Consider the following 23804-nt stretch of genomic DNA (forward strand, 5'->3'; position numbering starts at 1 on the left):
TTAGCCGTGAAGGCCCAGTTCGTTTGCTGTCTTCCAGATCCGCCAGTGATCGTGCGGCATATGGGTGTGACGCAGGCCGAAAGCACGGAAGGCGTCATTCACCGCGTTGGAGAAACAGGGCACGCCGCCCACATGGGGGCTTTCGCCGACACCCTTGGCACCTATTGGGTGGTGCGGGCTGGGGGTAACTGTGTGATCGGTCTCGTAATTCGGCACTTCCCATGCGGTCGGCAGGAAGAAGTCCATCAGCGTGCCAGTCTTGACGTTGCCCATCTCGTCATAGGCGATCTCCTGCCCCAGAGCGACGGCCAGCGCCTCCGTCAGACCACCGTGCACCTGGCCTTCGATGATCATTGGATTTATGCGGGTGCCACAGTCATCCAGCGCATAGAAGCGGCGAATGTCGGTCACACCGGTGTCCACATCGATGTCCATCACGCAGACATAGGCGCCAAAGGGATAGGTCATGTTCGGCGGGTCATAGTAGCTGACCGCTTCCAGCCCCGGCTCGATGCCCGGAATGGCCTGATTGTAGGCGGCAAAGGCGATTTCCTTCATCGTCTTAAACTTTTCAGGCGCGCCTTTGACCACGAAACGATCCACGTCGAATTCGACATCATCGTCGTGCACCTCCAGCAGGTAGGCCGCGATCATCTGAGCCTTTGCGCGGATCTTACGTCCTGCCATCGCGGTCGCGGCACCGGCTACCGGCGTCGAGCGCGAGCCGTATGTTCCAAGACCGTAAGGCGCAGTATCCGTATCACCCTCTTCGATGGTAATACTGTCTGCTGGCAGACCGATCTCGGTTGCGAGGATTTGTGCAAAGGTCGTGGCATGGCCCTGGCCTTGCGAGATGGTGCCAAGGCGCGCGATCGCTGAGCCGGTCGGGTGGATGCGGATTTCACAACTGTCGAACATGCCAAGGCCAAGGATATCACAATTTTTGACTGGTCCAGCGCCGACGATTTCGGTGAAATGCGTCAGGCCAATGCCCATCAGCTTTCGGGTTTTGCCCGCCTTGAAGTCCTCGATCCGCTGAGCTTGTTCTGCACGCAGCCCTTCGTAATCGACGGCTTTTAGCGCCTTATCCCAAGCAGTGTGATAGTCGCCCGAGTCATACTCCCACCCAAGCGCGGACTGATAGGGGAACTGCTCTTTCTTGATGAAGTTGATCCGGCGTAGCTCGGCCGCGTCCATGTCCAGCTCTATCGCAAGAACCTCGATCATGCGTTCGATGAAATAGGCGGCTTCGGTCACACGGAAGGAGCAGCGATAGCTGACCCCGCCCGGCGCCTTGTTGGTGTAGACGCCGTCCACTGCCAAATACGCAGTCGGGATGTCGTAAGACCCGGTGCAGATGTTCATAAACCCAGCCGGGAACTTGGTCGGGTCGGCACAGGCGTCAAAACCGCCGTGGTCTGCTGTCGTGTGGCACCAAAGACCGGTGATCTTACCCTCTTTGGTGGCGCTGATCTTACCTTTCATCCAGTAGTCACGGGCAAAGGCGGTGGTCATCAGGTTTTCCATACGGTCTTCGACCCATTTCACCGGAACGCCGGTGACAATCGATGCCACGACCGAGCACACATAGCCGGGGTAGGCCCCAACCTTATTGCCAAAGCCGCCGCCAATGTCGGGCGAGATCACGCGGATGTTGTGCTCTTCAATGCCCGAGATCAGGCTAACCACGGTGCGGATAGCGTGAGGCGCCTGGAACGTGCCATGCAGCGTGAGCTTGCCGTTGACCTTATCCATTGAGGCCACGCAGCCACAGGTTTCGAGCGGGCATGGGTGCGTGCGATGGTAATACACCATCTCTTCAGCGACCACGTCTGCCTCCCCCATTACCTGCTCGGTCGCGTCCTTCTCGCCGACTTCCCAGGTAAAGATGTGGTTAGGGTGTTTGCGGGGGCCGTGGGCCCCATCTGGAATCGCTCCACCTTCGCCCATCAGGTCTTCGCGAAGAACCACGTCGGATTCCAAGGCTGCGTAGGGATCGGTCAAAACGGGGAGTTCTTCATACTCAACTTCGACCAGCTCCACTGCATCGGCTGCAATGTAACGGTCCTTTGCCACCACAAATGCCACTTCCTGACCTTGGAAAAGCACTTTGCCGTCAGCCAGAACCATCTGTTTGTCGCCAGCCAGCGTCGGCATCCAGTGCAGACCAAGAGGGGCGAGGTCTTCGGCCGTCAGTACGGCAATCACGCCGTCCAGCGCCAATGCGGCCTCGGCATTGATCGACACGATTTTGGCGTGGGCATAGGGCGAACGCACGAAATCACCATGCAGCATGCCGGGCAGCTTGATGTCGTCGACATAATTGCCTTTGCCTTGGGTAAACCTGGCATCTTCAACGCGCTTGCGTTTGCAACCCATTCCTCCTAGCGCGTCGGCGCGTTCTTCGCGGGTCAGTTCCTTGTTCATTGTGCCGCCTCCTTCGCAGAGTTCATCTCGGCCGCGGCGGCGAGGATAGATTTGACGATGTTCTGATACCCGGTACAGCGGCAGAGGTTACCTGCCATGCCAAAGCGCACCTCTTCCTCGGTTGGGTTCGGGTTTTCTTCCAAAAGCTTTGATGCGCGGGTGATCATACCAGGTGTGCAGAAACCGCATTGAAGACCGTGGTGTTCTTTGAACGCTTCCTGCAACACGTGCAGGCTGTCAGGGTTACCAAGCCCTTCGATAGTGGTGATTTCGGCACCGTCAGCTTGCGCTACAAACACGGTACAGGACTTTACCGATTTGCCGTTCATGGTCACGGTGCAAGCGCCGCAATGCGAGGTCTCACAGCCAATGTGCGGACCGGTCTTGCGCAGCCTTTCGCGCAAGGTGTGGATCAGCAGTTCGCGCGGTTCTGCCAGGAACTCTTGCTCCTCGCCATTCACGGTAAGAGTGAAATGTTTCTTCTTTGACATGATCTCTCTCCTCAGGCTCTGGCCCAGGCGTTTTCGATCGCACGGCGCAGGATAATCGCCGCTGCGTGACGTTTGAATTCGATGGGACCGCGGTTGTCCTGTGTTGGATCGATGTCGCCCAACATGGCGTCCACGGCCGCTCTGATTGCCGCATCATCCACAGACGTGCCGACAAGCGCAGCACCAGCTTTTTCAGAATGAACTGGAGTGTCGCTCAGATTGGTCATCGCGATGGAAGCCGAGGTGCAAGCCCCACCTTCTTTAGTCAAAAGGACCGCAGCAGCCGCGGTGGCGTAGTCGCCGATTTTGCGCTTTTGCTTTTCATAGGCGTACCCGCCCTTTGGCGCATCGAACTCCACCGCTGTCAGGATCTCTTCGTCCTCACGGTCAGTCATATAAGCCGCTTCGTAGAAATCGCGGGCCGCGACTTTGCGTTCACCGTCCGGGCCGACCAAGGTGAAGGTCGCGTCCAGGCACTGCATCAAACCCGGCATGTCATTGCCCGGGTCGCCGTTGGCAACATTGCCGCCAACCGTGCCCATGTAGCGCACTTGCGGGTCAGCGATCTGCAATGAGGCCTCGCGCATGATCGGAGCTACTGCCGCCAATTGAGCGTTGTCGATGATGTCATGTTGCGTTGTCATCGCGCCGATGCGGATGCTATCGCCCTCAATGGATATACCGCTCAAACCCTCCACATCCTGCAAGTCGATCAGATGTGGCACTTCGGCCATGCGGAGTTTCATCATGGGTATCAGACTGTGCCCCCCTGCGAGCACGCGTGCGTCATCTCCATGCTCCACTAAAACGGACAGAGCATCCGCCAAATCCTTTGGTCTATAGTATTCAAAGGCAGCTGGAATCATTGCCTCTCCTCCCTGCAGCAACTGTTCTGGCTGCTAGAGAAGCTCGCGCGCGGTGGGGTGTTTGGCCCGGGAAAACACTTTGTTTTCGCTAATTTTGCACGAAATGCGCCTCAGGATGCACGAGTTGCGCCGCCGGGTACACCGTACCTTACCCGAAGGCGGTCAGTGCTGCTTTCAGGTTCGATCGACTGACCGGTACTGGCGGAAGATCGGCTTCACCAAAGGTGCATTGTCCCTTATCTTTGGTCCGTTCAAACCGTGAAACCTTTTTAGGATTCACGATATAGCTGCGGTGCACGCGCAAGAAACCAGTCGGCTCCAACCGTTTGACCGCTTCAGTGATCGGCCAGACGCAAAAGTACTTTTCCGTTCGGGTGTAGACCTGTGTGTAGTGACCATCCGCCCTGACAAATACAACGTCCGACGCGGCGATAAAGACTTTGCCGCCGTCTCTTTCACAAGGGATGCGAAGAGACGGGGTGTGGTCTAATGAAGGCACGTCTTCGGCCACGTCCGCCATCGAGATCTCTGCGGCTTGCGTAGGCACAAGATAGGTTGTGCCGACCCATAAAAACGCACCGAAGATTATAAAGCTTGACAGGATCACTCCAACGGCCATGACTTCGTTGCTGATGACGGGTCCAAACTCTCGGATGTTTTGCAAGGCCACAAAATTGGTTCCTGCCATGGCCAGGAAATGCACTGAAAAGACAGCTACGCCGAAACACAGTGTGCCGATCGCGATGGTCCTGTTGGAACGCTCATTATACGCAATGCCGATCGCGAGAATGCAAAGGACAATAGCCAATACCGACGACCCGAGCACACCTTGCAGGGTATAAACGGGTTTGCAAAGCTGCATGCCAGCCATTCCGACATAGTGCATCGCCAAGATGCCCGCGCCTACGATTGCTCCGGCGGCAATGATGATCGCCCTGGAACGCTCAGTGAAATGCAAAAGCACAAGTGCTAGGGCGACCATAAGGATCGCAATAAGCGCGGATGCGAGTGTGATTGCTGCGTCATAGTAAAACAGGATGGGCAGCTTTAGGCCAAGCATAGCAACAAAGTGCATCGACCAAATACCGCCACCCAAAGCAATGGCACCCAACGCGATGGCCAACCTGCGTTGTGAAAGCGACTTTTCGGACAAATCTCTCGTCAAAGACAATCCCGTAGCACCTGCAACAAGCGCCACAACGAACGATGTAACCACCAACCAAGGGTTATGTCCAAAGTCCAGAAATTCCATAGGCCGGACAATGCCGCAGCGGGTTTCTTATTTCAATAATTGCCTGTACCTAGCGACGGCTCATCTGGCAGAAACAACGCCTGAGCGGCCATTGCCAACCAGAACACGCGTCTGTCGCGGTTTTTTGCACGTTGGGCAAGGTAGCTAAGGTATGAGCTGTCGATACCATTGTACTCGCTGCAGACGTTCGTCAGAATTCAATCAACGTCTGCTGCACGTACAAACCGACCATTCTTGAATATACCTTTACCAAATATCGAAACATGCCATTTTGTTGATCTAAAGCGGCTTTCCATTATCCTGTCGAAAAAAGGGAGGATCTATCCATGCGTACCTTGTTTCGTATGACCGCATCGAGCCCAAAGTTGTCGCTTAAAAAGGGAGCCAGGAGATTTGAGAGCCCATTAGGTAAACCGCTATTCCTAATCGCGCAGAAGCCCTCTAGAGAGCAGTGTTATCCTCCCGCCACGCCAGCGACGTTGACATAAAGGGCGTACACAGAATGGCTTGCTGCCATGAAAAGCCGGCTGTTGGCACGGCCTCCAAAGCAGAGATTGGCACATCGTTCGGGCAAAGCGATGCGACCTATAGGAGTTCCATCAGGGGCAAAGACCATCACTCCGTCCAGTTCGGCATCACCCATGCCCCAACCGCACCAGAGATTACCGTCCACATCCACGCGGAACCCGTCTGGCGTGCCAGAACCTGCATCGATTAGCACACGCTTGTTCTGGATCGAGGCACCACCCGTGTTCACGTCATAAGCCAGTATCTTTCGAGACGGTTCACCACGCGATTCAACAATGTAAAGCACGGTCTCATCGGGGCTGAAGGCCAAGCCGTTTGGCCCTAGAATGTCATCGGCTACGACTTTCAGTTTTCCGGTGTCGGGGTCCAGTAGGTATACGTTCTGGCCTAACTCTGGTTCGGCACGATGACCCTCATAGTTGCCCGAGATGCCAAACGGTGGATCGGTGAACCAGACACTGCCGTCGGATTTGACGATCACATCGTTGGGCGAGTTGAGTCGCTTTCCGTCAAAGCTCTCGGCTAGCACAGTGATTGAGCCATCATATTCTGTACGCGTAACCCGTCGTCCACCGTGCTCGCACGTTATCAGACGACCTTGCCTGTCCCGGGTCTGACCATTGGCGAAATTCGACGGCTGGCGAAACGCCGATGACCGTCCGGTAACCTCGTCCCAGCGCATGATCCGGTTATTCGGAATATCACTCCATAGCAGATAGCGCCCGTCACCGAACCACACTGGCCCTTCACACCAGCGACAACCAGTTGCCAATCGTTCGACGCCGGCCAACGGCAGCTTGTATTTATCAAACCGAGGATCGAGTGTCACAACGGAGGGATCTGGATACCGTTGGGATGGTTGCCAGCTATTTTCGAAGTCATTTTTGTCCGTCATAGATCATCCTCAGTGTGGCGCCTGCTCAAGCTATGTGACTGGTCTTGAATTGAACAGGGCAGGCTATGCACTCGGTCCAAAGATCGACCAGCCTGTCGCACGAACTAACTCCTGAAATGCGATAGTCGCCAAATGGGAGTTGCCTTTTTGATCTAGCCCGGGGCTCCAGGCGACTACAGATGCGATACCAGGTACAATGCACAAGATTCCGCCACCAACACCGCTTTTCGCTGGAAGGCCAACACGGAAGGCGAACTCACCCGAGGCATCATAAGAACCACACATCATCATCAGTGCGGTTACTCTTCTGGCTCGCTGTGCCGACAATACTGTGGCACCGGTGGCCGGATTTTGACCCGCTGCGGCGAGAAAGCGGCCCGCCAATGCTAGCTGTTCACATGACATTGCGATGCTACATTGGCGAAAGTACAGAGACAAAACATCCTCTACCGGCGCGTTTAGATTTCCTTCCGCCTGCATAAAATGCGCAAGAGCGCGGTTTCTGGACCCAGTTCGCATCTCAGACTCTGCAACTGACGCATCGACCTCGATCGAGTTGTCCTCCGAAAGCTCTTGGCACAATCCCAAAAGGTCGTTGACTGCTTCATCAGAGGAACGGTCTTCGAGCAGAACATCTGCCACTATGATCGCACCTGGGTTGATAAACGGGTTCCTTGGGATTCCGCGTTCGTGTTCAAGCTGAACGATTGAATTGAATGGATCGCCGGAAGGTTCCCGACCGACTCTTTGCCACAAAGTGGCACCAACCTGTTGAAGCGCCAATGTGAGCGAGAACACTTTTGAAATGCTCTGAATCGAGAATAGCGTGCTCGCGTCTCCTGCGGAAATTAACGGGCCGTTGATTGGTGCAATGGCAATACCGAATTGGTTCAGATCAACTGTGGCGAGTTCTGGAATGTATTGCGCCACTTTCCCCCTTTCGGACATGCCGGAAATGCGATCTGCGATATCGTCCAAGACTTCCTGAAGCGTCTCGCTATCGGTGGTTTTGAGTATCGGCATGGATCTCCTCCGTCCAGACAGTGTGATCTACGCCCTTGCTAAGTTCGGGAAATTTGCTTGCGACAAAGCGAGGTTCAAGGTTCTGTCGGCGTTGCGAAAAATAGTCCACCGTTAATTTGTATACGGTGCCAGACAGGAGCACTATTGCCACCAAATTGATGGTTGCCATTATTCCCATGGCGGCATCCGCGAAATTGAACACTGTGGCAACAGCTTGCACAGCGCCCCAAACAACCATTGCAAGGCAGCCCAAACGCAAGATGTAAATCGGCAGCTTCCCTTCCAATTTTAAGAACGTCATCGCGTTTTCGGCATATGAGTAGTTGCCAAGTATGGATGTGAAGCCAAAAAAGACGATAGCAATCGCGATAAAGTGGCGACCGATTTCGCCGAGATGGACCGCCGCCGCGTCTTGAGTCAGTCGCATACCCGTAGGGCCATCAATTTCGATTGCGCCCGACAAAAGAATTAGCAATGCAGTTGCCGTCGCGACCAAAATTGTATCCACAAAACACCCGAATGCCTGAACGAAACCTTGGCTGGAAGGGTGGTGGGGCTCAGGTGTGGCAACCGCTGCAATGTTCGGTGCTGAGCCCATGCCCGCTTCGTTGGAGAAAAGTCCCCGTTTTATGCCGTTAAGGGCAGCAGCCATGACGCCGCCTGTCACGCCTCCGGCAGCTTCTTGAAGGCCAAATGCCCCTGCAACAATCGACCACAACATAGCGGGTACTTCGGAAATGTTCAGGACTACCACAACACAGGCAAGCAAGAGGTAGAGACCTGCCATGAGCGGCACGACAATCTCAGCGAACTTTGCGATGGTCCTTATTCCACCGAATATGACCACGGCTGCGGCTGCGGCCAGCGCTATGCCAACGATCGATTTGTTCAACCCGAACGCGCCCTCGAAAGCTTCGGCGATCGAGTTGGATTGGACGGCGACAAAAACCAAACCAAAGCTAACAATCAGGCAGATCGAAAAAATGACTCCGGCCCAAGGAGCATTCAAGGCGTTCGCCATGTAGAACGCTGGGCCTCCTCTGAACCTGCCGTTGGACGATGTGACTTTATAGAGTTGGGCCAAAGTACTTTCAGAATAAGCCGTGGCCATTCCAACCAATGCTACGATCCACATCCAAAAGATGGCGCCCGGACCTCCTAAGGTCAGGGCCACAGCTACGCCAGCCAGGTTTCCAGTGCCGACGCGTGAAGCCAAGCTTACCGTCAGCGCTTGAAACGGAGTAATACCTCTTTTGTCCGTGCTCTTCGAAGACGTGAGTACGCGCACCATTTCCCCAAAATGAAGAAACTGAAGTGCGCCAAGACGAATTGTAAAAAAGATACCGGTTCCAAGAAGTCCATAAATTAAAGCGTAGTTCCAAAGAACCGTGTTTATGCCATTAACCAATACTTCCATAGCACGCCTCTTAATAATTCAAACACTTCCCGGAAGGCAAAAACAGTCTGCCTAGTTTTTCATCATGCACAAAGATGCGAAAATTGTCAGGAATAAGCTGCGCGGTATCAATAAAAGGTTGACGTGGATAGCACTGAAATTGAGGCACAGGCATATAGCTACGTATCCATTTGGCAATTCGCTCAGCAGTAGTTCACGCCAAGTGCTGCGAACGACAGCGTCGAACCCAAAGAGGCAAATGCTGCGCTTTATGCGAGTGTCCCATTTGATTGGATTCTTCGGAAAGCGGCAAAGCGTTCGTACAATCCCAGTACAGCCGACGGCTGCTACTAGCACAAAGCAGAAATGCTTGAAGGGCAGCGTGCTCTTAAGTTGTCCCGCGCTTTTTCAACTATTTGCAGATAGGCAATTCTAGTGGCCGTTGTTTAGGCAAGGAAGCTCTCCAACTATTTATGATCGGTTGGAGGCTACTTTTGGGCCAGAACTTTGGTGCGCCTATTGCTTGCAAGCAAGCTGCGTTCCAATAAACTCCTGCCCGCGATAGTGATTTCCCCTTTTTTACAGCCTTAGCGACAGCATCGATATCCTTGGATTCCGGGTAGATATACAGGGTCGTCGGATTCCCTTCCACAAGCGCCAATATCTCTTTTGAGGCCGACTGTGACCAGGTTGTGCAGCCATTGCTACGGCCGCCAGTGTAGTTCACAAGTTTTCCGTAGGGGACATAGCCGTCGTTGTCTGCATGAGTGCTTCGAGGACTTTTGAACCTACATTGCCACTTAAGGAAAACAGCGGGATGGCCTCCAATGGCGCGCTCGCGAGCATTGCTCGTTTCTCCTTCCCCATCAAACAAAAGAAAGGTGCGGTAGAACGGCTGCGTTTTGCCGGAATGACTATAATAACCTTTGAAGGACGTGCGGGTTTCAGCCGTCACATAGGCACCTCCGGCGGTAAGTTTAGATCCTTCTGCATTGCTGAAGTTCTTCGCGCATTGCCGACCATTCGAAAAATTGGCGCCCCTTAGTTTTCGGCCATTTCCATAGCCGGACGAAACCGCTCGGAAAGAATTTTGTGACTCGCAGATGACGTAAAACCGCTTCGCGGGATTGCCGTTTCTTGCAGTGCTGGGGCGGGTTGCATCCTTGGCAAGGTAGCAGGGGTTCCTTACTTCGCCTTGTCGTACTTTCTCTATGTAAAGCGCTCGCGCTCTGTTCAAAACGATCGGCGCGATTTGGTCGTCACCAGTACCCACGTGTTTTTGTAACCACACTGGGACATCTTGCGATATCGCCTCGACGCGGTCTGGGAGTACGCCCGACGAGATGGCAATTGTAGTGGCAGTGAGTGCGAGACGGAGTGAATTCGGTAGCAACTGGAGATCTCCTGCTAGAATGTCCTCCTGGCCAGTCTAACACAGTTCTTATACTTCACGACGCCAGCCAGGTGTACCAACGAAGCTTCGTGTTGCCACAAATCCCACACTACGTTTTTTGGGGGGCTAACACTTTGCGCAATTAGGCTGCCATGTTGCGTAGAATTCTGGACATTCAGAGTTTTGCTTCCAAATAAATGCTATGGCCACACGTCGAAAGTTCCTGTTCTTAACCGTAACCGCAATGGCTGCTCCGTACATAGCGCGGGGACAAACGGTAGCGCTGAATAATGTGATAAGCGGTCTGCCGCAGTTGCATTCACTTCAAATTCAACGCGGAGATGAAGTCATTTTCGCTAAGACTCAACAGGGTGCAGGCCTAGACAGGCCAGCTAACATAAAGTCCTGTTCGAAAAGCATTGTGGCTCTGTTGCTTGGGACGGCGATCGATCGGCAGGAAATCCCATCTGTAGACGCCACCCTGCGGGAGGTCGCTCCGCAGCTCTTGCCTGCCAATGCTACACCCGGCACCGAAAGCATAACCATGGAGGATCTGGTGACGCTGCGAGCCGGTCTCGAAAGAACCTCTGGCAGTAACTATGGGGAATGGATCAGCTCTCCTAACTGGGTCGCGGATGTATTGACACGGCCGATGGTTGCTGAGCCAGGACAACAGATGCTCTATTCCACTGGATCAACTCATGTTCTTGGTGCAGCGTTGACCGAGGCTGCCGGCCAAAATCTTTTGACGCTCACGCGTGAGAGGCTGGGAATACCTCTTGGTATTGAGATACCTGCTTGGACGAGAGATCCACAGGGTTACTACCTAGGAGGCAATGAGATGGCAATTACTCCAAAGTCGATGTTGAAGATCGCGGTGTTGCTTCGGGACCGCGGGGCCTTTGCTGAAAGGCAAATTATTCCTGAAAGCTGGGTCTCGGAATCGACCAAGCCATATGGCCGCTCGGCTTACTCTGGGTTAGACTATGGGTATGGTTGGTTTCTGACGCCTTCGGGTTATGCTTTGGCGCGTGGGTACGGAGGGCAAATTTTAGCTGCTCATACTGACCGAAACCTAGCCGTAGCAATCACATCTGATCCTACTCGTCCGGCTCGTTCCGGAGGATACTTTGGAGAATTGGTAAGATTATTGGACGGTCCAATCTTGAACGCCACCTAATTAGAGCTTTCTGTGGAAGCTGCCGAGTGCGTTACAAGGGTCAATATCCGCAACGGGGGCGTAGCGCATTAATGTCGTCGATTTTCCTTGATTGAGCCCCATCTAGTTGAGGAAATCGACGTGGAATTTAATGGCCACGTTGACAACACGGTCATACCCAGATTGGATGGAGCTCGCCGGATTTCCTCCTCCAAGTTCGGCGAGAAATTGAAAAAAACCTTTCCAGAAACAACTATAACTGAATGGCTCTCGCAGCCAACATTAACCAAGGCTGTACGATCACAGTTAAAAGTCAGCTTTGTCCGCAAAGCGGTAATTCTGATAGAACGCAGTGAACGACCGCTGTGAGCCCAAAGCGGCAGTTGCTTTTTCGAAGACGTCCGGATCACCCTGCACAGTCGCAAGTAGTGCAGCGCCTTCCAGCGTCGCGAGCACTGCTAGTGCGTCAGAAAGCGGATCGTCGCTGTCCGGAAATGCGCTGACAAGCCGATCGACCAATGCTGCAAAGAACATTTTTGCCGCCGCCGTTACCGGTTCAGGCAGGCCTCCGCTTTCAGCTGCGAGTAGCCCACAAATGCACATCTTTCCGTCCTGGCGCAAGCTTTCCGCGAAAAGCTCGCGTAGGCGCGCGACACGCGCATGAGACGGGCATTCATCCAAAGCGTCTAGGAAACGGGACGTGTAATTTCTGGTGAGTCGAGCGACCAGATCGGCCTTGGTCGGGAAGTAATGATGTACGCCTGCGCTGGTCAGCGCTGTGTCGCGCGCAAGGTCTCGGAACGAAAAGCCGTTGTAGCCGCCAGTGCGGACCCGCGCCTCGGCGGCGACCAGGATTTTCTCTTCTGATGTCATACCATCACCCTCGACAATTCTTGCCGCGCTGCATCCATGGCTTCAAGAGCGCCTTCGAGGAAACCACCGTGCGACGGTGCGGTTTCAGTTCCTGCAAAGATCACCCGCCGAGTAGGAGTTAGTTTGCTATACATAGGATGGGAGCTAAGCGGCTTGAGGTCGGCAGACGTGGCGGTTGCCATGTCGGCGCTCCAATCCTTGACGATTACGCCGCGTGGCTCGGCTGCTTTGGGGCCAAACAGGCGGACCAGTTGCGCCACCGCTTGCGCTTCGAACCCGGATTGTCGGGCCGTGCCGGGCATGGCAAAGCCGAACAGAGCACCCTGGGTGCCGTCCATAGGCGACGCGTCATGGATTTCAGCCAGCGGACCTTGATGAGAGATTGCGTCGCCATTCAGGCCCGCGTCGCGCCAGAATGGGGTGTCGTAAGCAGCAACGAGTTTGGCATGTCCGGCCATCCAAGTTGGAACATCCGGAACGACCACGCCCATCTGTGCAGCGAGGCGCGGGGGTAGCGCCAAAACAACGAAGTCGGCGCGCAATGAAAACCCGTTTCCGCTCAAGGTCACGAATTCGTCTTCTTCGATCACACGCCGAACTTCGTGGCCAAGGCACAGCGTATCAACAACCTTTTGGGCGAGGGCGTTGGTTATCTGAGCGAGTCCGCCTGAAACGCGAAGCGCGTCACCCATGGGGGCGAAATCGAAGTCACGACGCACATTTCCCTGAGCATCCTCGAACGCCAATCGTCCATCGCTGTATTGTGGAAATGTTCGCAGCCCAAGCTTGTCTAGGAGGGATAGCATGCGGTGGTTGTGCGGCCAAATCCAAGCAGGGCCGAGGTCATAGCCGCCCTGTGAGAGAATGCGACCGCCTACGCGGTCGCGCGCCTCTAGCAAAAGCACGTCGCGCCCTTCAAGCTTCTGCGCATGCGCCAAAGCTAGGCCGGACAACCCTGCGCCGACGATGACAATCTTTGCGTTTGGCTTCATGCCGCGCTCTCTGCGACGTTACTAAGGTGGCCGGTCTTGATCCAGATTCGCACCCCGTTAGCGCCAGCGGTCGCCTCGAAACTCGCCCCGACGGGCAGGCGTAACCAATCCCAGCGGGACAGGGTGTCGCCACCCTCGTTCAGGCTCCCATCAATCACAAAGACCTCAAGCCCGCCTGAGGCATCTAAAGAGCGCACTGTACCTGCATCCCAGTGTTCCATCGCTACAGTTTCACGTACATCTTTGTGAAGGGGCAACCTAGAGACACCATCTGCTGCTTCAATCCAGCTTGCCTTGCCGCTGTCGATCTGGACTTGATCGCGGTCGCTAGCATCGAATTGGTGGAGCTTTACCAGAATTGTCGCGCCGTCCTGTGCTGCAGGTGTATGAGACGAGGTCGGCGGGTTCCGCACGTAGGAACCAGTTGGAAAATCACCGTCTTCGTCTTGAAAAGTACCGTCGAGAACCAAGTATTCTTCGCCACCGTCATGCGTGTGGGCAGAGAAAGCGCTGCCAGGCGCAAAAACGGACGATAGTGGTGGCGCGAGCTACTTCCTCTCCAATTCGGTCAAGCATTTTGCGCTCAACTCCGGGCATCGGGGATGCGACCCAATCGTTCTCTTCAAAGTGTATAAGGGTACGTTTATTGAAGTTGGCGTTCACGCGCATGGTTTGGTCTCCCTCCATTGTCACTGTGTATGTGCAAATTGACTATACTTACCTACTGATAGGTAGGTCGTTTCTCGACGTCACTATCGCAACAGTGATCACGCGTTCGTGAACCATTGGTTGAACCGCGGCGAATGGCGAATTTGTCCGCATTGCAGGCATTCTTTGAATTCTGCCGTATGACTGCTTCGAGCCCGAAGCAGACTCCAGTTCACGACACCAGACCAACTCACGTTCAATAATTTGTCCGCGAGCCGAGATGGTCTGCAAGCTGATCAAAAACCAACCTGATCCTTCGCGCTGTTTGTAACTCAGAGTGTGTGGCCAACCAGATAGGAAATTTGAATGGCTCGCGTTCGGGCAGAACACGCTCCACACCGGGTGTAAGGGCTGCCACATCGTCTGACATAACACTAATGCCAAAGCCTTGGCGCACAAGCTCCCATGACACTATCCCGCTCTGCGATCCAATCCGAAAATTCTTGCGGGTTACTTCGATGCCAGCCGGATTGAGAAATGCAATCATCGTGTCAACATCGCCAAAGCTGACGAAATCCATCTTAGCAAGTTCGTCTTCATTTCGTGGTCGCCCAACCTGTTCGAGGTATGAAGGGGCAGCGTAAAAATGTGCCGTCGCTTCTGCCACGAGCTTTGCAATCAGGTCCGGCTGTGTCGGGCGCACATGCCGAATTGCGATATCTGCCTCGCGCCGCTGTATGTCTCGTATGTCATTTGCTGCGACAACGTCGATCTCAAGCCGCGGTGCCGCGATCCTGATCTGTTTGAGAATAGGCGGTAGCTGATAGGCTGACATCACGTCGGAAGCAGTGATCCTGACTTGCCCTTCAACTGCTTGTGACTGGCTTGTTGCGGTCAGAGAAATTCTGTTCGCGACATTTGCCATTTCACTGACATGCACCAAAAGCTCAGCACCGGCTGTTGTCAGATTAAGCGACTTGCCAACCCTTTCAAACAAGGTGACGCCTAGCGCCTGTTCCAGCGCGGCGACCTGACGACCCACGGTTGGCTGGGTCTGTTCAAGCACGCGCGCCGCGGCGGAAAACGAGCCTTCTTCTGCCGTTGCAAGAAAAGACCGAGCCTGGTTCCAATCGAAATTGATTGCCTTCCAATTCATGCATTAATGCATAACAGTTCTGCAATATCTGGCAATTTAATAAATTGGCGTTTTAAGATATTGGCTGCGGTGACGCCAAAGGAAAAGAGAAACGATATGGCTATATTATCCAAAGATGCCGCATTTTGGAGCAAGATTTCGCGCAAATATGCGGCTGATCCTATCCGAAATATGGAAGGGTATCTGAACACGCTCGAGCGTACAAAGTCCTACCTGAAAGCCGAAGACAGCGTGCTGGAAATCGGCTGTGGAACGGGGTCGACCGCGTTGTTGCTGGCACCGGATGTGGCTCAAATAACTGCCTCCGATCTCGCACCGGGGATGATCGAAATCGCTAACGAAAAACTCGCTGAAGAAGAGCTGGAGAATGTAACGTTCAAAGTGGCCGAGGTTCTGCAGCACGATCCTAACGACGGTTCTTACGACGCTGTCCTCGCACATAATCTGCTGCACCTTGTTCCCGATCTGGGCAAAGCACTCGAACACATTGCGACCCTTACAAAACCCGGTGGAGTATTCATTTCCAAAACCGTCTGCGCTCCGGAGAGTGGAGGGTTGAAATATGGCATGATCAGCCGAATAGCGATCCCGATTATGCAGTTGCTCGGGAAAGCTCCGTTCGTAAATTTTGTGTCCGTAGCTGAACTCCAGCAAGCCATTGAACTTGCGGGCTTCGATATCGTCGAGACGGCGGATCAAGCCGGGTTATTGCTGAGCCGGTACATTGTCGCGAGAAAGCCGTAAAAAAAGCATTCGCGCCATAATTATGTGCATGCAAGGGACAGCTCGGGCCATCAAGTTAGTATAATGATGAAAGATGGGATTTCATTTGCACGCCTTTCGGAAATCGATCCGAATGACATTGCGATTCATATGTCCGACCCCCGGGTAGCAGAGCATATGCCGCTTTTGACGTTCAAATGGAGTATCGAGGTCGCAAGAGAGTTTATCACTAAGAAGGAAGGCTACTGGGCGCGGGACGGTCTTGGACATTGGGCGTTTTTGTCAGGCGGTCAGTATGTTGGTTGGGGGGGCTTTCAAAAAGAAGATGACGAGTGGGATTTTGGGTTGGTTTTGCGGCCCGACGCCTTTGGCCTTGGGAAACGGATTTCCAAAATGGCAATCGACTTTGCGATCGCTGACAAACGTATCCCCTTTGTCACGTTTCTGTTGCCACCAAGTCGAAAAAATCTGGGTGCGCTCCGGAAACTCGGCGCCAAACACATAGGCGAGATCGAATACGAAGATGCTCAGTTTCTCAAGTTTCGCCTGGATACGGAGTGAACTCCGTTCTTCCTGATTTTTCCCGGTGGTGCGCCATACACCCGTTTGAAGGCTTTGTTGAACGCAGGCTCTGACAAGTATCCGATGTCAGCGGCAATCTGCGAGATAGGTTGATCGGTGGACACCAACCTTTCTCTGGCCAGGTGCATACGCCACGTTGCAAGATACTGGATTGCCGGAACACCTACCAACTCAGTAAACCGCGCCGCGAAAGCGGATCTGGACATACCAGCAACCTCCGCGAGTGACTCGACTGTCCAAGCCGCAGCAGGCGCACGGTGAATTGCGACTATCGTGCGCCCGATCTGCGGGTCTCGCGCAGCTTTTAACCAGCCTCGATCCGCATCGGGTGCGCTGTTCAGCCAACGACGAATGGCCTCAATGACAACCACATCGGCCAGTCGTGTGATCACGGTTTCGCCGCCCGGTCTCAATTCCCGCGCCTCTTTTGCGATGAATTGCAAAGTTGCCTGTAACCAGCTTCCGGCGTCCTCCTCCCACGGGTCGATTTTGAGTACATCTGGAAGCAAGCGCATCAACATATCACTGGCGGCGTGATCTATTCGGACCAAGCCGTACATGATGCCCGTCTCCGCGCCGCCGCCGCCGTATTCCAGTGTTTCATAAAGCTCGGTTACCTTGCGAATAGGCAACTCCTCCAGCGTTAAAAGCGGCGTGTCTTCTGAGCTAAAGAAACCGACCGGAGCTCCGTTGGTCATCAAGACAAGATCGCCTTTTTCGACCTCGAACGGGTCATCGTCACCGACCTTCATCAAGCACCGCCCGTGTGTGATGACCGCAAAGCTCAGTACACCGGGAAATCCCGGTATCGATACGCCCCAGGGTGCTGTCATGCGAGACTGGCAATAGAATGTGCCAGTGAGTTTCAGAAGATGAAGGATTTCCCCCAGCGGATCGCCGATCGGCTTTGCCAGCGCATCTGGGTCAGGGACATGTGGTTCAACCTTGTTCATGTGGCGACTTTGGCTGAAATTTGGCTCTTCGTCTATACTTTTAGGACGATTGGATAATATTACCGGATTTTGAAGAATAGAATATCTCAATTGACTGTCTAATTTCGGGTCATCAACTGAACTCATGGAGATGACCAATGACACAGCAAACCATTCTTGTACTTGGCGCAACAGGCAAAACCGGATCGCGGATCGCGACACGTCTGGAAGAAAAAGGGCAGACAGTCCGGCGCGCATCGCGGAACAGTGAAACGCCATTTGACTGGGAACAACCGCAGACCTGGCCCGCAATCCTGGAAGGCGTCTCGTCTGCCTATATTTCTTACTTTCCTGACATCGCTTTTCCAGGTGCGGTTGAGCAAGTCGAAGCCTTCACAGCATTGGCTCGTGAAAAGGGATTACGGCGTTTTGTGCTGCTAACCGGGCGTGGCGAGTTTCATGCGCAACGAGCGGAAGCAGTCGTACGCAATTCCGGAGTTCCGTTCACTATCGTTCGTGCAGCATGGTTTGCACAAAACTTCTCTGAAGGGGCATTGCTTGGTCCGGTCATGGCAGGTGTCTTGCCAATGCCCGCCGGCGATGTACGCGAACCAATCATCGACGTGGACGACATCGCCGATGTTGCCGTAGCTGCTTTGACAGAAAAAGGACACGACGGCGAACTGTACGAAGTCACGGGACCACGTCTCATGACGTTTGCCGACATGGCTGCAGAGCTTTCGCGCGCAATGGGCAAGACTGTGCAATACCTGCCCATTTCATTCGAAGACTTCCACGCGGAAATCGCGCACGCGAATGGCGAGATGATCGCTGATGTGATTACGGACATCGCGCGTGAAACGCTGGACGGGCGCAATGCGAACCTCGCGGACGGGGTCCAGCGTGCGCTTGGACGCGCGCCACGCGACTTCGCCGACTTCGCAAACAAAGCTGAAATGTCTGGCGCGTGGACCAAAGCCGCTTAAGCCAAGCCAAAGGACATTGGAGACAATCATGAAACTTGAACTTAAACGCAGACTTATCTTGGGTATGTCCGGATTAACGGCATTTGCCATAGGTCTGGCCATCACTCTGGACCCACAGTCTTTCTACGCCAACTACGGCATCGTACTCTCGCCGCAGCCAAACCTGATGAGTGAGTTGCGTGCACCTGCTGCCAATCTCGCGGTACTTGGCCTGATCATTTTGTGCGGAGCATTTTACCAAAAGTTAGTCCAGGCCTCAGCCTTGCTTGGGGCCACGGTTTTCTCAGCTTTCGCCGTGGGCAGGACAATTAGTTTCGTCCTCGATGGCTTGCCATCCGAAAACATTCTTGCCGCATTTGCGATAGAGGTTTTGCTTGCGGTGTTGTGTTTGTGGGTTGTCGGTGGAAATGCGAAGTCTGCAGCGCCTGCCTGAGACGGTTTTGTCCGCATTGCAGACGTCCAAGCAAGTTGCAGCGAGTGACCGCTAAGCGGACTTTCCGGACTTATGCAGTCGCTGCTATTGCTAGCGCAGCATTTGCTCGCAAGTGCGGCACGCACGCCGCTGCGCCGCAGCCGATTTCACCAGAGCGGTCATTCAAAGATGAGCGACTGGCTTGGAACCGCAGGAGCGATCCGTGCCGCCTTCGAAGCCCAACGAGTTCATTTCCTTGACGAAGATGACACAGCAAAAGGGGTTGGTGTGGATTTGGCTTCAAACATCAAAGATGGCTAGTGCGTGCCAGCGGAAGTCATCAAAGAAAGTCCTCGGGCATAAGCTTGCTGCTTTGGAGCAAGTGCTGAAGAGTGTAGGCGACTGAAAGCGCGTCATCCAGTGCATTATGGCCACGCAATGGGGGATGATCGATTTTGTAGTACGCAGCCAGAGTATTGCTCCGCGTCACTTTCAGATCCTCGTAGGGCATACCTGCCTTCAAAAGCAAATCGCAGGCGTTACCGAACTGAACTGCAGGGATTGGCGGCTTAATACCCTCCACGTAGCAGCTAATGGCCATCATGTTGAGTTCGTCTTTGCCCCAAGACCAAAGCTTCGCCCCGTCAGCGAAGTCCCTCACAGCATCCAGGGTGGTTGATAGTGATGCCCCCTTGGCGTCCAGTTTCTCTTCAGTGATGCCGGTCAGTTTGATGAATAGAGGATCAAGGGGAAAGCGTTGACCCGTTCTATCCATTGGAATGGTGTAGAACCGCGACGTATCTAGTATGCGACCGCAGTCATTTAAGCTGAGTTTCACAAGGCCCACCTGTGCAATCACTGGATCTGGATCATAAGGCCCACACCAAAACCTCGACGGAGAGCCCTCCGCAGTCAGGAACTCGCAGTCAAAGATAATGGCAGTAGTCAGTTTCTTGCTCCCTAGCCCCGCCAAACGTCGTAAAGTAAGGGTAATCTACTGTGCAAATAAGATGGGTTCCAAGGCACTTCACTCAACCCCGTACAGCCCCCTAGGGCAGTGTCAAGGTTACAGTAGACAACACAATTCGAGGGGCAGCAAGGATTCCCCCGCGAGGGGAAACGAGAGTTCGACGGTTGCCCCCTGCTACATGGGGTCTGCGCCAAACTGCAGATGAGTATTTGGATTACACTTATTGGCCCACAAGTCCGCGTACTCCCGCATCAACTCCCGCCTGTCTCCAAGCAATACCATGAGTTGACACGCAGCCCACATCGCCGCGTTGCAGTCAGCGTCTTCGCTTTCTAACTGAAATGCGTTCATTGCAGCCGTGATAGGGGTTGATGGCTTGTGCATCGGCCTAAAGGTCCCTTCAAGTTACAAAAAAGGTAAAGCCTGACATGAAACCAACGGCAACCCATGAAGAGGAAGCTGCAAAGGTCAAAGTAAGGTCCAGCATCCGTTCATCCCTCAAATTTCATTGTGCATCCCGGTCATCAGCCTCTTCAGGCAAGCAATCGCATGACAATATGAGTGAATGCGGTTGAACACGCAGAAAACGGGCCGTTAACACTCGGTTAACTTTTCCAGATCCGCAACGAAGCCGATCCATTGTTAACGGTGCATGAACGAGACGTTTCCGATTGGTTAAGGTTAGTTCTGACAGTGTTTCCAAACGAACAACAGTACAGCTTTGACAGTCTGAATGGTGGTGACGATGAAGCGTGGTGCGTATGTTGAACTGAGCGACGACTACAAGAAATGGGCAGAGTGGACCCTACGCCCAAAGAAGCGCCAGGTTAAGCTGACAGACTATGTATCAGGTTTTGTTGTCGCGCTTTCGGCCTTTGTCGCTGGCGACTTCTATCAGTACTTGACGTTTTGAGTGCGCGGTACTTGAAGGCAACCATTATCGCCTTTAAGTTGAGTGTCATTCCTAAGCATTTTCGAAAGCCTTGACTACGGAGTGGTCGATGCGTTTTTCAAACCCATTCCTTATGCCGGTTTCCCGCATCTTTAAGTGGCATCGGTGGGATTACTTGACGCCAAACGATAGAGTCTGCAACAGGTGCGGGCTTGTTCAATACCGCGCAGGACAACGGTATCCTTGGATCGACAAGTAGGTGGCACCGACTAATTGCAGGATAAGGAGCCTTACTTCGAACACCGTTTCCGTAGTGGCATATCGCGACAGATTTCCTTGCAGTGATCGGCGAGGTGTGACTAGTGCGCCGCTTGTTCCATTTCCCTCGCCAGCGCCATAAGGCGCTGACGCTTGGCCCATAGACCATGGTTGCGGACATACGAGAAACTGACCAAGTTCCAAGAATGTCAGTACGGCTCACCAAACATTCAGATATCCCAAATTGGGTCGAACTCCGCATCCAACTCTGGGATGAAACTTCGCTGGATCAACACAAGAATGAGGCTGCGGCGATGCTTGCCAAAACTCCTATTGAATGCGCTGTCTTGTTGGATGTCGTCGAAGGTGTTGAAGTTCGTGCATTCTCCGAGGCAGCCCTGCGGCGCGACTACATGAACGGGTGCGAGACTACACCAATTGCATTCCTCGAGGGTACCCTCGTACGTCCCAAAGACCAGGGCTCCGGCGTTGGAAGGTATTTGCTGAGTGCAGTTTAGTCGTGGGTGCAAGCCGAAGGGAACTGCAACATTGAGCCCTGTTGCCCCGTTTACGATTTGCGTCCGAACGGCAGAAAACCGAGCGATGCTCTATCAGTGAAGAAGGTAGTCAGTTAAGAATATCAGCTATGGCACCTATCAGGTTCAACACCTCGTGCGTCTCTCGGTTCACCTGATAAACATAGTCTCCAGCACGCACATAGTAGCCGTTTCGCCGCAGCCCATATCGGCTGGGATTGTCGATACGCACATACCCATCGTAGATATAATCCCCAACCCGATATCGTTTTACGTGGCCTGGCGGTACACATGGAACCGCTTTCTTGGCCAATCCCGGTGGGCAATGTCCTGCTTTGGATTTCACGAGAACAGGCTTCATTGCCGTGTTTGAATCGGCAGCATGTTTAGGATTGTGAGAATGAGCGTTGGAACTCGCGCTCGATACCGGCGCGGTCTGAACGATGAATAACGCTGCCGCGATTCCCAAAGTCGTTTTCATCTTTTTTGCCTCCTTTGGCTCCATATCCTAGTTATGATCCTCGTCCGGATTTCACCAACCAATAGGCGGAGACTGGCTTGTCGCTAGTGGTTTCTTCTATGATGCGTTGGTTCGTTCGGCAGGACATTCTCAACTGACGAATTTCCAAACCGTCAAATTGGAACAGCGCATCAGAAAAGCCGCCCGGCCAGGCAGTTCATTTGTTCTTATTTCGTAAACAACATTAACCTAACGTGAACAGTGTATTCTCAGTGCGTTCAACCAAGCTTGGGCATAGTGACCTGGTTGGATCGGACGAAACCTAATTCGTTTGGTTGAATCAAGGGGAACAAAATGGTCAAGCCTGCCTTTGTGACTGAAGACCGTAGCACTGCTGCTGCGCTGCGGACCTCTAGGAAATCTGTTGAAGAGCGTCTGCAAACCACGATGAATTCGAGCAATGGTCGCTTCCCTCCTATCGAAAATGCACTGACAGAGATCATAAAAAACAAACGGCTATCCGAGGCGCATAGCAACGTCTGAAGGCAAGTAAGCAGACCCCGAACAATTCTCGATATTCGTCCTAAAATAGGGAATTGTAATCTACATCCCGCCCCGGCTTGGGGCGGGATTACTTTTTGCTCAACACCACGATGTTCAGGAGCCAACGTTGATGGACCAACCAACTCGGGTCAGGCGCTTCGAATTCCCGAAAGCGCCTGACCCGTCTTTCACTGCATCCCACAGCGATCGCGTTCTTGTCGCGCTTTGGACTACAGGTCCAAAAGCGATTTGACTTTCTCTTCAACTGCATCCGTGACGGGCTTGTTCGCCGCAGCTTCCAGGGCTTCTCGTTCAGCCAGGTTTTGTTCTTCGACGCGTTCTGTCAGATCTTCCACGTCTTCGACGGCATCATTGTAATCGATGGCCGCTTGTTTCTCGTCATTCAGTTCTTCGGCGGCATCAATGGAGCTATCCAGGTCAGCCTTTGCCTCTTCCAGCTCAGCTTCGATGTCCGGGTCCATGCCGCCAGCGTCTTCCAGTGCCTGTTCAAGCTCTTCAACTTTGTCCCGATTGTCCTGAACATCACGCAATGCGCCTTCCAGATCATTCTCGATCTCGGTTAAGGTCCGCTCCGGCGGCTCCAAACTTTCAAGTTCCTCCAGCGCTTCTGCCAGGTCCTCACGCAGCGGTTCCCCGGCTAGCACCGTATCCCGATAAGTGGCAATTTTACCAACTCGGGAATTCGGAGAGGCATTGGCCAGCGCAGTTGGGCTTGCGTTTGCTGCATTCAGCGCGCCCAGTTCAGATGGATGCGCTTCAAGTTCTTCCGCAATACGATTGCCCCTGGGGCGGGTAACTGGACGTATAGACTCTTCGACAGTCTTGGAACGGTGGGCCGTCTTGCTGTTTTGTGTTCGGGTTGTTGTGGTTTTATTCGAAGTGGACGACGATTTGCGCGCGTTCCCTTTGCCACTGAACAGGCCTTTCAGTGAAAATCCGCCACCTTTTCTTTGACCGGACTGAGCCGACTGAGACTTTGAAGTGCCATGCCCGGAATTCCCGGCCTTTGAACCACTGCGGTTCTTGTCGGCTCCTTTCCCGCGGCTACTGTTTCCGGCCGAGCTGCCATCTCCGCTGTCCCCTTTGGCACCGTTTCCATTACCGCCGCCATTTCCGCCGCCGTTGCCGCCACCTTTACCGCCGCCGTTGCCATTTCCACCACCATTTCCCTTACCTTCCTTGGCATAGGCAAAATCAGGAGTTGCGACAGTGGCAACTATGGCCGTTGAACCCAGCAAAGCAATCGCAATTGTGGAAGCTCTTATCAGTCCGCAAGTGGTTGTTTTCATGTCAATCTCCTCAGGTCTTGCGACAGCGGTTTGCTGAATCTGACGGTCGCGTTCTATCGGGTCGAAGCGAATTCGAATCGCCGCTCGTTACCAGCATTTGA

General features: G+C 53.7%; 24 protein-coding genes and 1 pseudogene. 9 read left to right on the plus strand and 16 right to left on the minus strand.

Features of this window, described 5'->3' with window-relative positions; translation table 11 throughout:
* The 8 genes from GOV90_RS14180 to GOV90_RS14215 form a co-directional block, all read right to left on the minus strand.
* Positions 1-2427: an aerobic carbon-monoxide dehydrogenase large subunit gene (locus tag GOV90_RS14180; RefSeq protein ID WP_171091892.1), complete on the minus strand. Its 2427-nt coding sequence runs from the start codon at positions 2425-2427 to the stop codon at positions 1-3.
* Complete coding sequence (locus GOV90_RS14185; RefSeq protein ID WP_152457016.1) at positions 2424-2918, minus strand: (2Fe-2S)-binding protein; 495 nt, start codon at positions 2916-2918, stop codon at positions 2424-2426. Before GOV90_RS14185 ends, GOV90_RS14180 begins: the two co-directional genes overlap by 4 nt.
* Positions 2919-2929: 11 nt before the next feature.
* Complete coding sequence (locus GOV90_RS14190) at positions 2930-3784, minus strand: xanthine dehydrogenase family protein subunit M (RefSeq protein WP_171091895.1); 855 nt, start codon at positions 3782-3784, stop codon at positions 2930-2932.
* A gap of 148 nt (positions 3785-3932) precedes the next feature.
* On the minus strand, positions 3933-5036 hold the full coding sequence (locus tag GOV90_RS14195; RefSeq protein WP_171091896.1) for an MHYT domain-containing protein: 1104 nt from the start codon (positions 5034-5036) through the stop codon (positions 3933-3935).
* A gap of 454 nt (positions 5037-5490) precedes the next feature.
* Complete coding sequence (locus GOV90_RS14200; RefSeq protein WP_171091899.1) at positions 5491-6459, minus strand: SMP-30/gluconolactonase/LRE family protein; 969 nt, start codon at positions 6457-6459, stop codon at positions 5491-5493.
* A gap of 63 nt (positions 6460-6522) precedes the next feature.
* Positions 6523-7482, minus strand: coding sequence for a glutaminase (locus tag GOV90_RS14205; protein ID WP_171091901.1), 960 nt, complete (start codon positions 7480-7482; stop codon positions 6523-6525).
* Positions 7457-8899 (minus strand): sodium:alanine symporter family protein, encoded by a 1443-nt coding sequence (locus GOV90_RS14210; RefSeq protein WP_171091903.1) that lies wholly within the window; start codon positions 8897-8899, stop codon positions 7457-7459. Before GOV90_RS14210 ends, GOV90_RS14205 begins: the two co-directional genes overlap by 26 nt.
* Before the next feature lie 391 nt (positions 8900-9290).
* A complete protein-coding gene (locus GOV90_RS14215; protein WP_216602315.1) occupies positions 9291-10169 on the minus strand; it encodes a murein L,D-transpeptidase catalytic domain family protein in 879 nt (292 codons plus the stop codon).
* 304 nt (positions 10170-10473) lie between these two features.
* Between GOV90_RS14215 and GOV90_RS14220 the strand changes: the two genes are divergently transcribed.
* Entirely contained in the window at positions 10474-11451 is a 978-nt protein-coding gene (locus GOV90_RS14220; RefSeq protein ID WP_171091906.1) for a serine hydrolase, read from the plus strand.
* A 285-nt stretch (positions 11452-11736) separates the two neighbouring features.
* On the opposite strand, the gene GOV90_RS14225 is transcribed toward GOV90_RS14220, so the two are convergent.
* From GOV90_RS14225 to GOV90_RS14240, 4 genes and pseudogenes are all read right to left on the minus strand, one after another.
* Positions 11737-12303: a TetR/AcrR family transcriptional regulator gene (locus GOV90_RS14225; protein ID WP_171091908.1), complete on the minus strand. Its 567-nt coding sequence runs from the start codon at positions 12301-12303 to the stop codon at positions 11737-11739.
* Positions 12300-13295, minus strand: coding sequence for an FAD-dependent oxidoreductase (locus tag GOV90_RS14230; protein ID WP_171091910.1), 996 nt, complete (start codon positions 13293-13295; stop codon positions 12300-12302). Before GOV90_RS14230 ends, GOV90_RS14225 begins: the two co-directional genes overlap by 4 nt.
* Positions 13292-13964, minus strand: a pseudogene (locus GOV90_RS14235) (cupin domain-containing protein). The gene GOV90_RS14230 and the pseudogene GOV90_RS14235 overlap by 4 nt, the downstream one beginning before the upstream one ends.
* 235 nt (positions 13965-14199) lie before the next feature.
* Positions 14200-15099 carry a LysR family transcriptional regulator gene (locus tag GOV90_RS14240; protein WP_171091913.1) on the minus strand — a complete coding sequence of 300 codons (900 nt, stop codon included), beginning with the start codon at positions 15097-15099 and terminating at the stop codon, positions 14200-14202.
* A 96-nt stretch (positions 15100-15195) separates the two neighbouring features.
* Between GOV90_RS14240 and GOV90_RS14245 the strand changes: the two genes are divergently transcribed.
* Together GOV90_RS14245 and GOV90_RS14250 are read left to right on the plus strand one after the other, a co-directional pair.
* The gene (locus GOV90_RS14245) at positions 15196-15843 is read left to right on the plus strand and encodes a class I SAM-dependent methyltransferase (RefSeq protein ID WP_171092028.1); all 648 of its coding nucleotides are present in this window, start codon (positions 15196-15198) and stop codon (positions 15841-15843) included.
* Positions 15844-15909: 66 nt separating this feature from the next.
* Positions 15910-16383, plus strand: coding sequence for a GNAT family N-acetyltransferase (locus GOV90_RS14250; protein WP_171091915.1), 474 nt, complete (start codon positions 15910-15912; stop codon positions 16381-16383).
* Here the strand turns inward: GOV90_RS14250 and GOV90_RS14255 are convergent.
* Positions 16350-17357 (minus strand): AraC family transcriptional regulator, encoded by a 1008-nt coding sequence (locus tag GOV90_RS14255; protein ID WP_171091917.1) that lies wholly within the window; start codon positions 17355-17357, stop codon positions 16350-16352. The two genes, GOV90_RS14250 and GOV90_RS14255, sit on opposite strands and share 34 nt — an antisense overlap.
* Before the next feature lie 137 nt (positions 17358-17494).
* On the opposite strand from GOV90_RS14255, the gene GOV90_RS14260 reads away from it, so the two are divergent.
* The 3 genes from GOV90_RS14260 to GOV90_RS21070 all read left to right on the plus strand — a co-directional run bounded on the left by GOV90_RS14260 (position 17495) and on the right by GOV90_RS21070 (position 19055).
* Positions 17495-18322, plus strand: a complete 828-nt coding sequence (locus GOV90_RS14260) for an NmrA family NAD(P)-binding protein (protein WP_171091919.1) — start codon at positions 17495-17497, stop codon at positions 18320-18322.
* Between the two features lie 28 nt (positions 18323-18350).
* The gene (locus GOV90_RS14265) at positions 18351-18755 is read left to right on the plus strand and encodes a DUF4345 domain-containing protein (protein ID WP_171091921.1); all 405 of its coding nucleotides are present in this window, start codon (positions 18351-18353) and stop codon (positions 18753-18755) included.
* A 72-nt stretch (positions 18756-18827) separates the two neighbouring features.
* Entirely contained in the window at positions 18828-19055 is a 228-nt protein-coding gene (locus tag GOV90_RS21070) for a hypothetical protein (protein ID WP_171091923.1), read from the plus strand.
* Positions 19056-19074: 19 nt separating this feature from the next.
* On the opposite strand, the gene GOV90_RS14270 is transcribed toward GOV90_RS21070, so the two are convergent.
* Positions 19075-19572, minus strand: a complete 498-nt coding sequence (locus tag GOV90_RS14270) for an exonuclease (protein ID WP_371732488.1) — start codon at positions 19570-19572, stop codon at positions 19075-19077.
* A gap of 877 nt (positions 19573-20449) precedes the next feature.
* On the opposite strand from GOV90_RS14270, the gene GOV90_RS14275 reads away from it, so the two are divergent.
* Positions 20450-20617: a hypothetical protein gene (locus GOV90_RS14275; protein ID WP_171105641.1), complete on the plus strand. Its 168-nt coding sequence runs from the start codon at positions 20450-20452 to the stop codon at positions 20615-20617.
* Positions 20618-21060: 443 nt separating this feature from the next.
* Positions 21061-21372 carry a hypothetical protein gene (locus GOV90_RS14280; protein WP_171091926.1) on the plus strand — a complete coding sequence of 104 codons (312 nt, stop codon included), beginning with the start codon at positions 21061-21063 and terminating at the stop codon, positions 21370-21372.
* Positions 21373-21481: 109 nt separating this feature from the next.
* Here GOV90_RS14280 and GOV90_RS14285 read toward each other — a convergent pair whose 3' ends face one another.
* Positions 21482-21871, minus strand: a complete 390-nt coding sequence (locus GOV90_RS14285; RefSeq protein WP_171091928.1) for a hypothetical protein — start codon at positions 21869-21871, stop codon at positions 21482-21484.
* Between the two features lie 333 nt (positions 21872-22204).
* Between GOV90_RS14285 and GOV90_RS14290 the strand changes: the two genes are divergently transcribed.
* Positions 22205-22393 carry a hypothetical protein gene (locus GOV90_RS14290; RefSeq protein WP_171091929.1) on the plus strand — a complete coding sequence of 63 codons (189 nt, stop codon included), beginning with the start codon at positions 22205-22207 and terminating at the stop codon, positions 22391-22393.
* 230 nt (positions 22394-22623) lie between these two features.
* Here the strand turns inward: GOV90_RS14290 and GOV90_RS14295 are convergent, their stop codons facing one another.
* Positions 22624-23703 (minus strand): hypothetical protein, encoded by a 1080-nt coding sequence (locus GOV90_RS14295; protein WP_171091235.1) that lies wholly within the window; start codon positions 23701-23703, stop codon positions 22624-22626.
* Positions 23704-23804 lie beyond the last annotated feature (101 nt).

The organism is Ruegeria sp. HKCCA5929 (assembly GCF_013034525.1).
Lineage (GTDB): Bacteria > Pseudomonadota > Alphaproteobacteria > Rhodobacterales > Rhodobacteraceae > Ruegeria.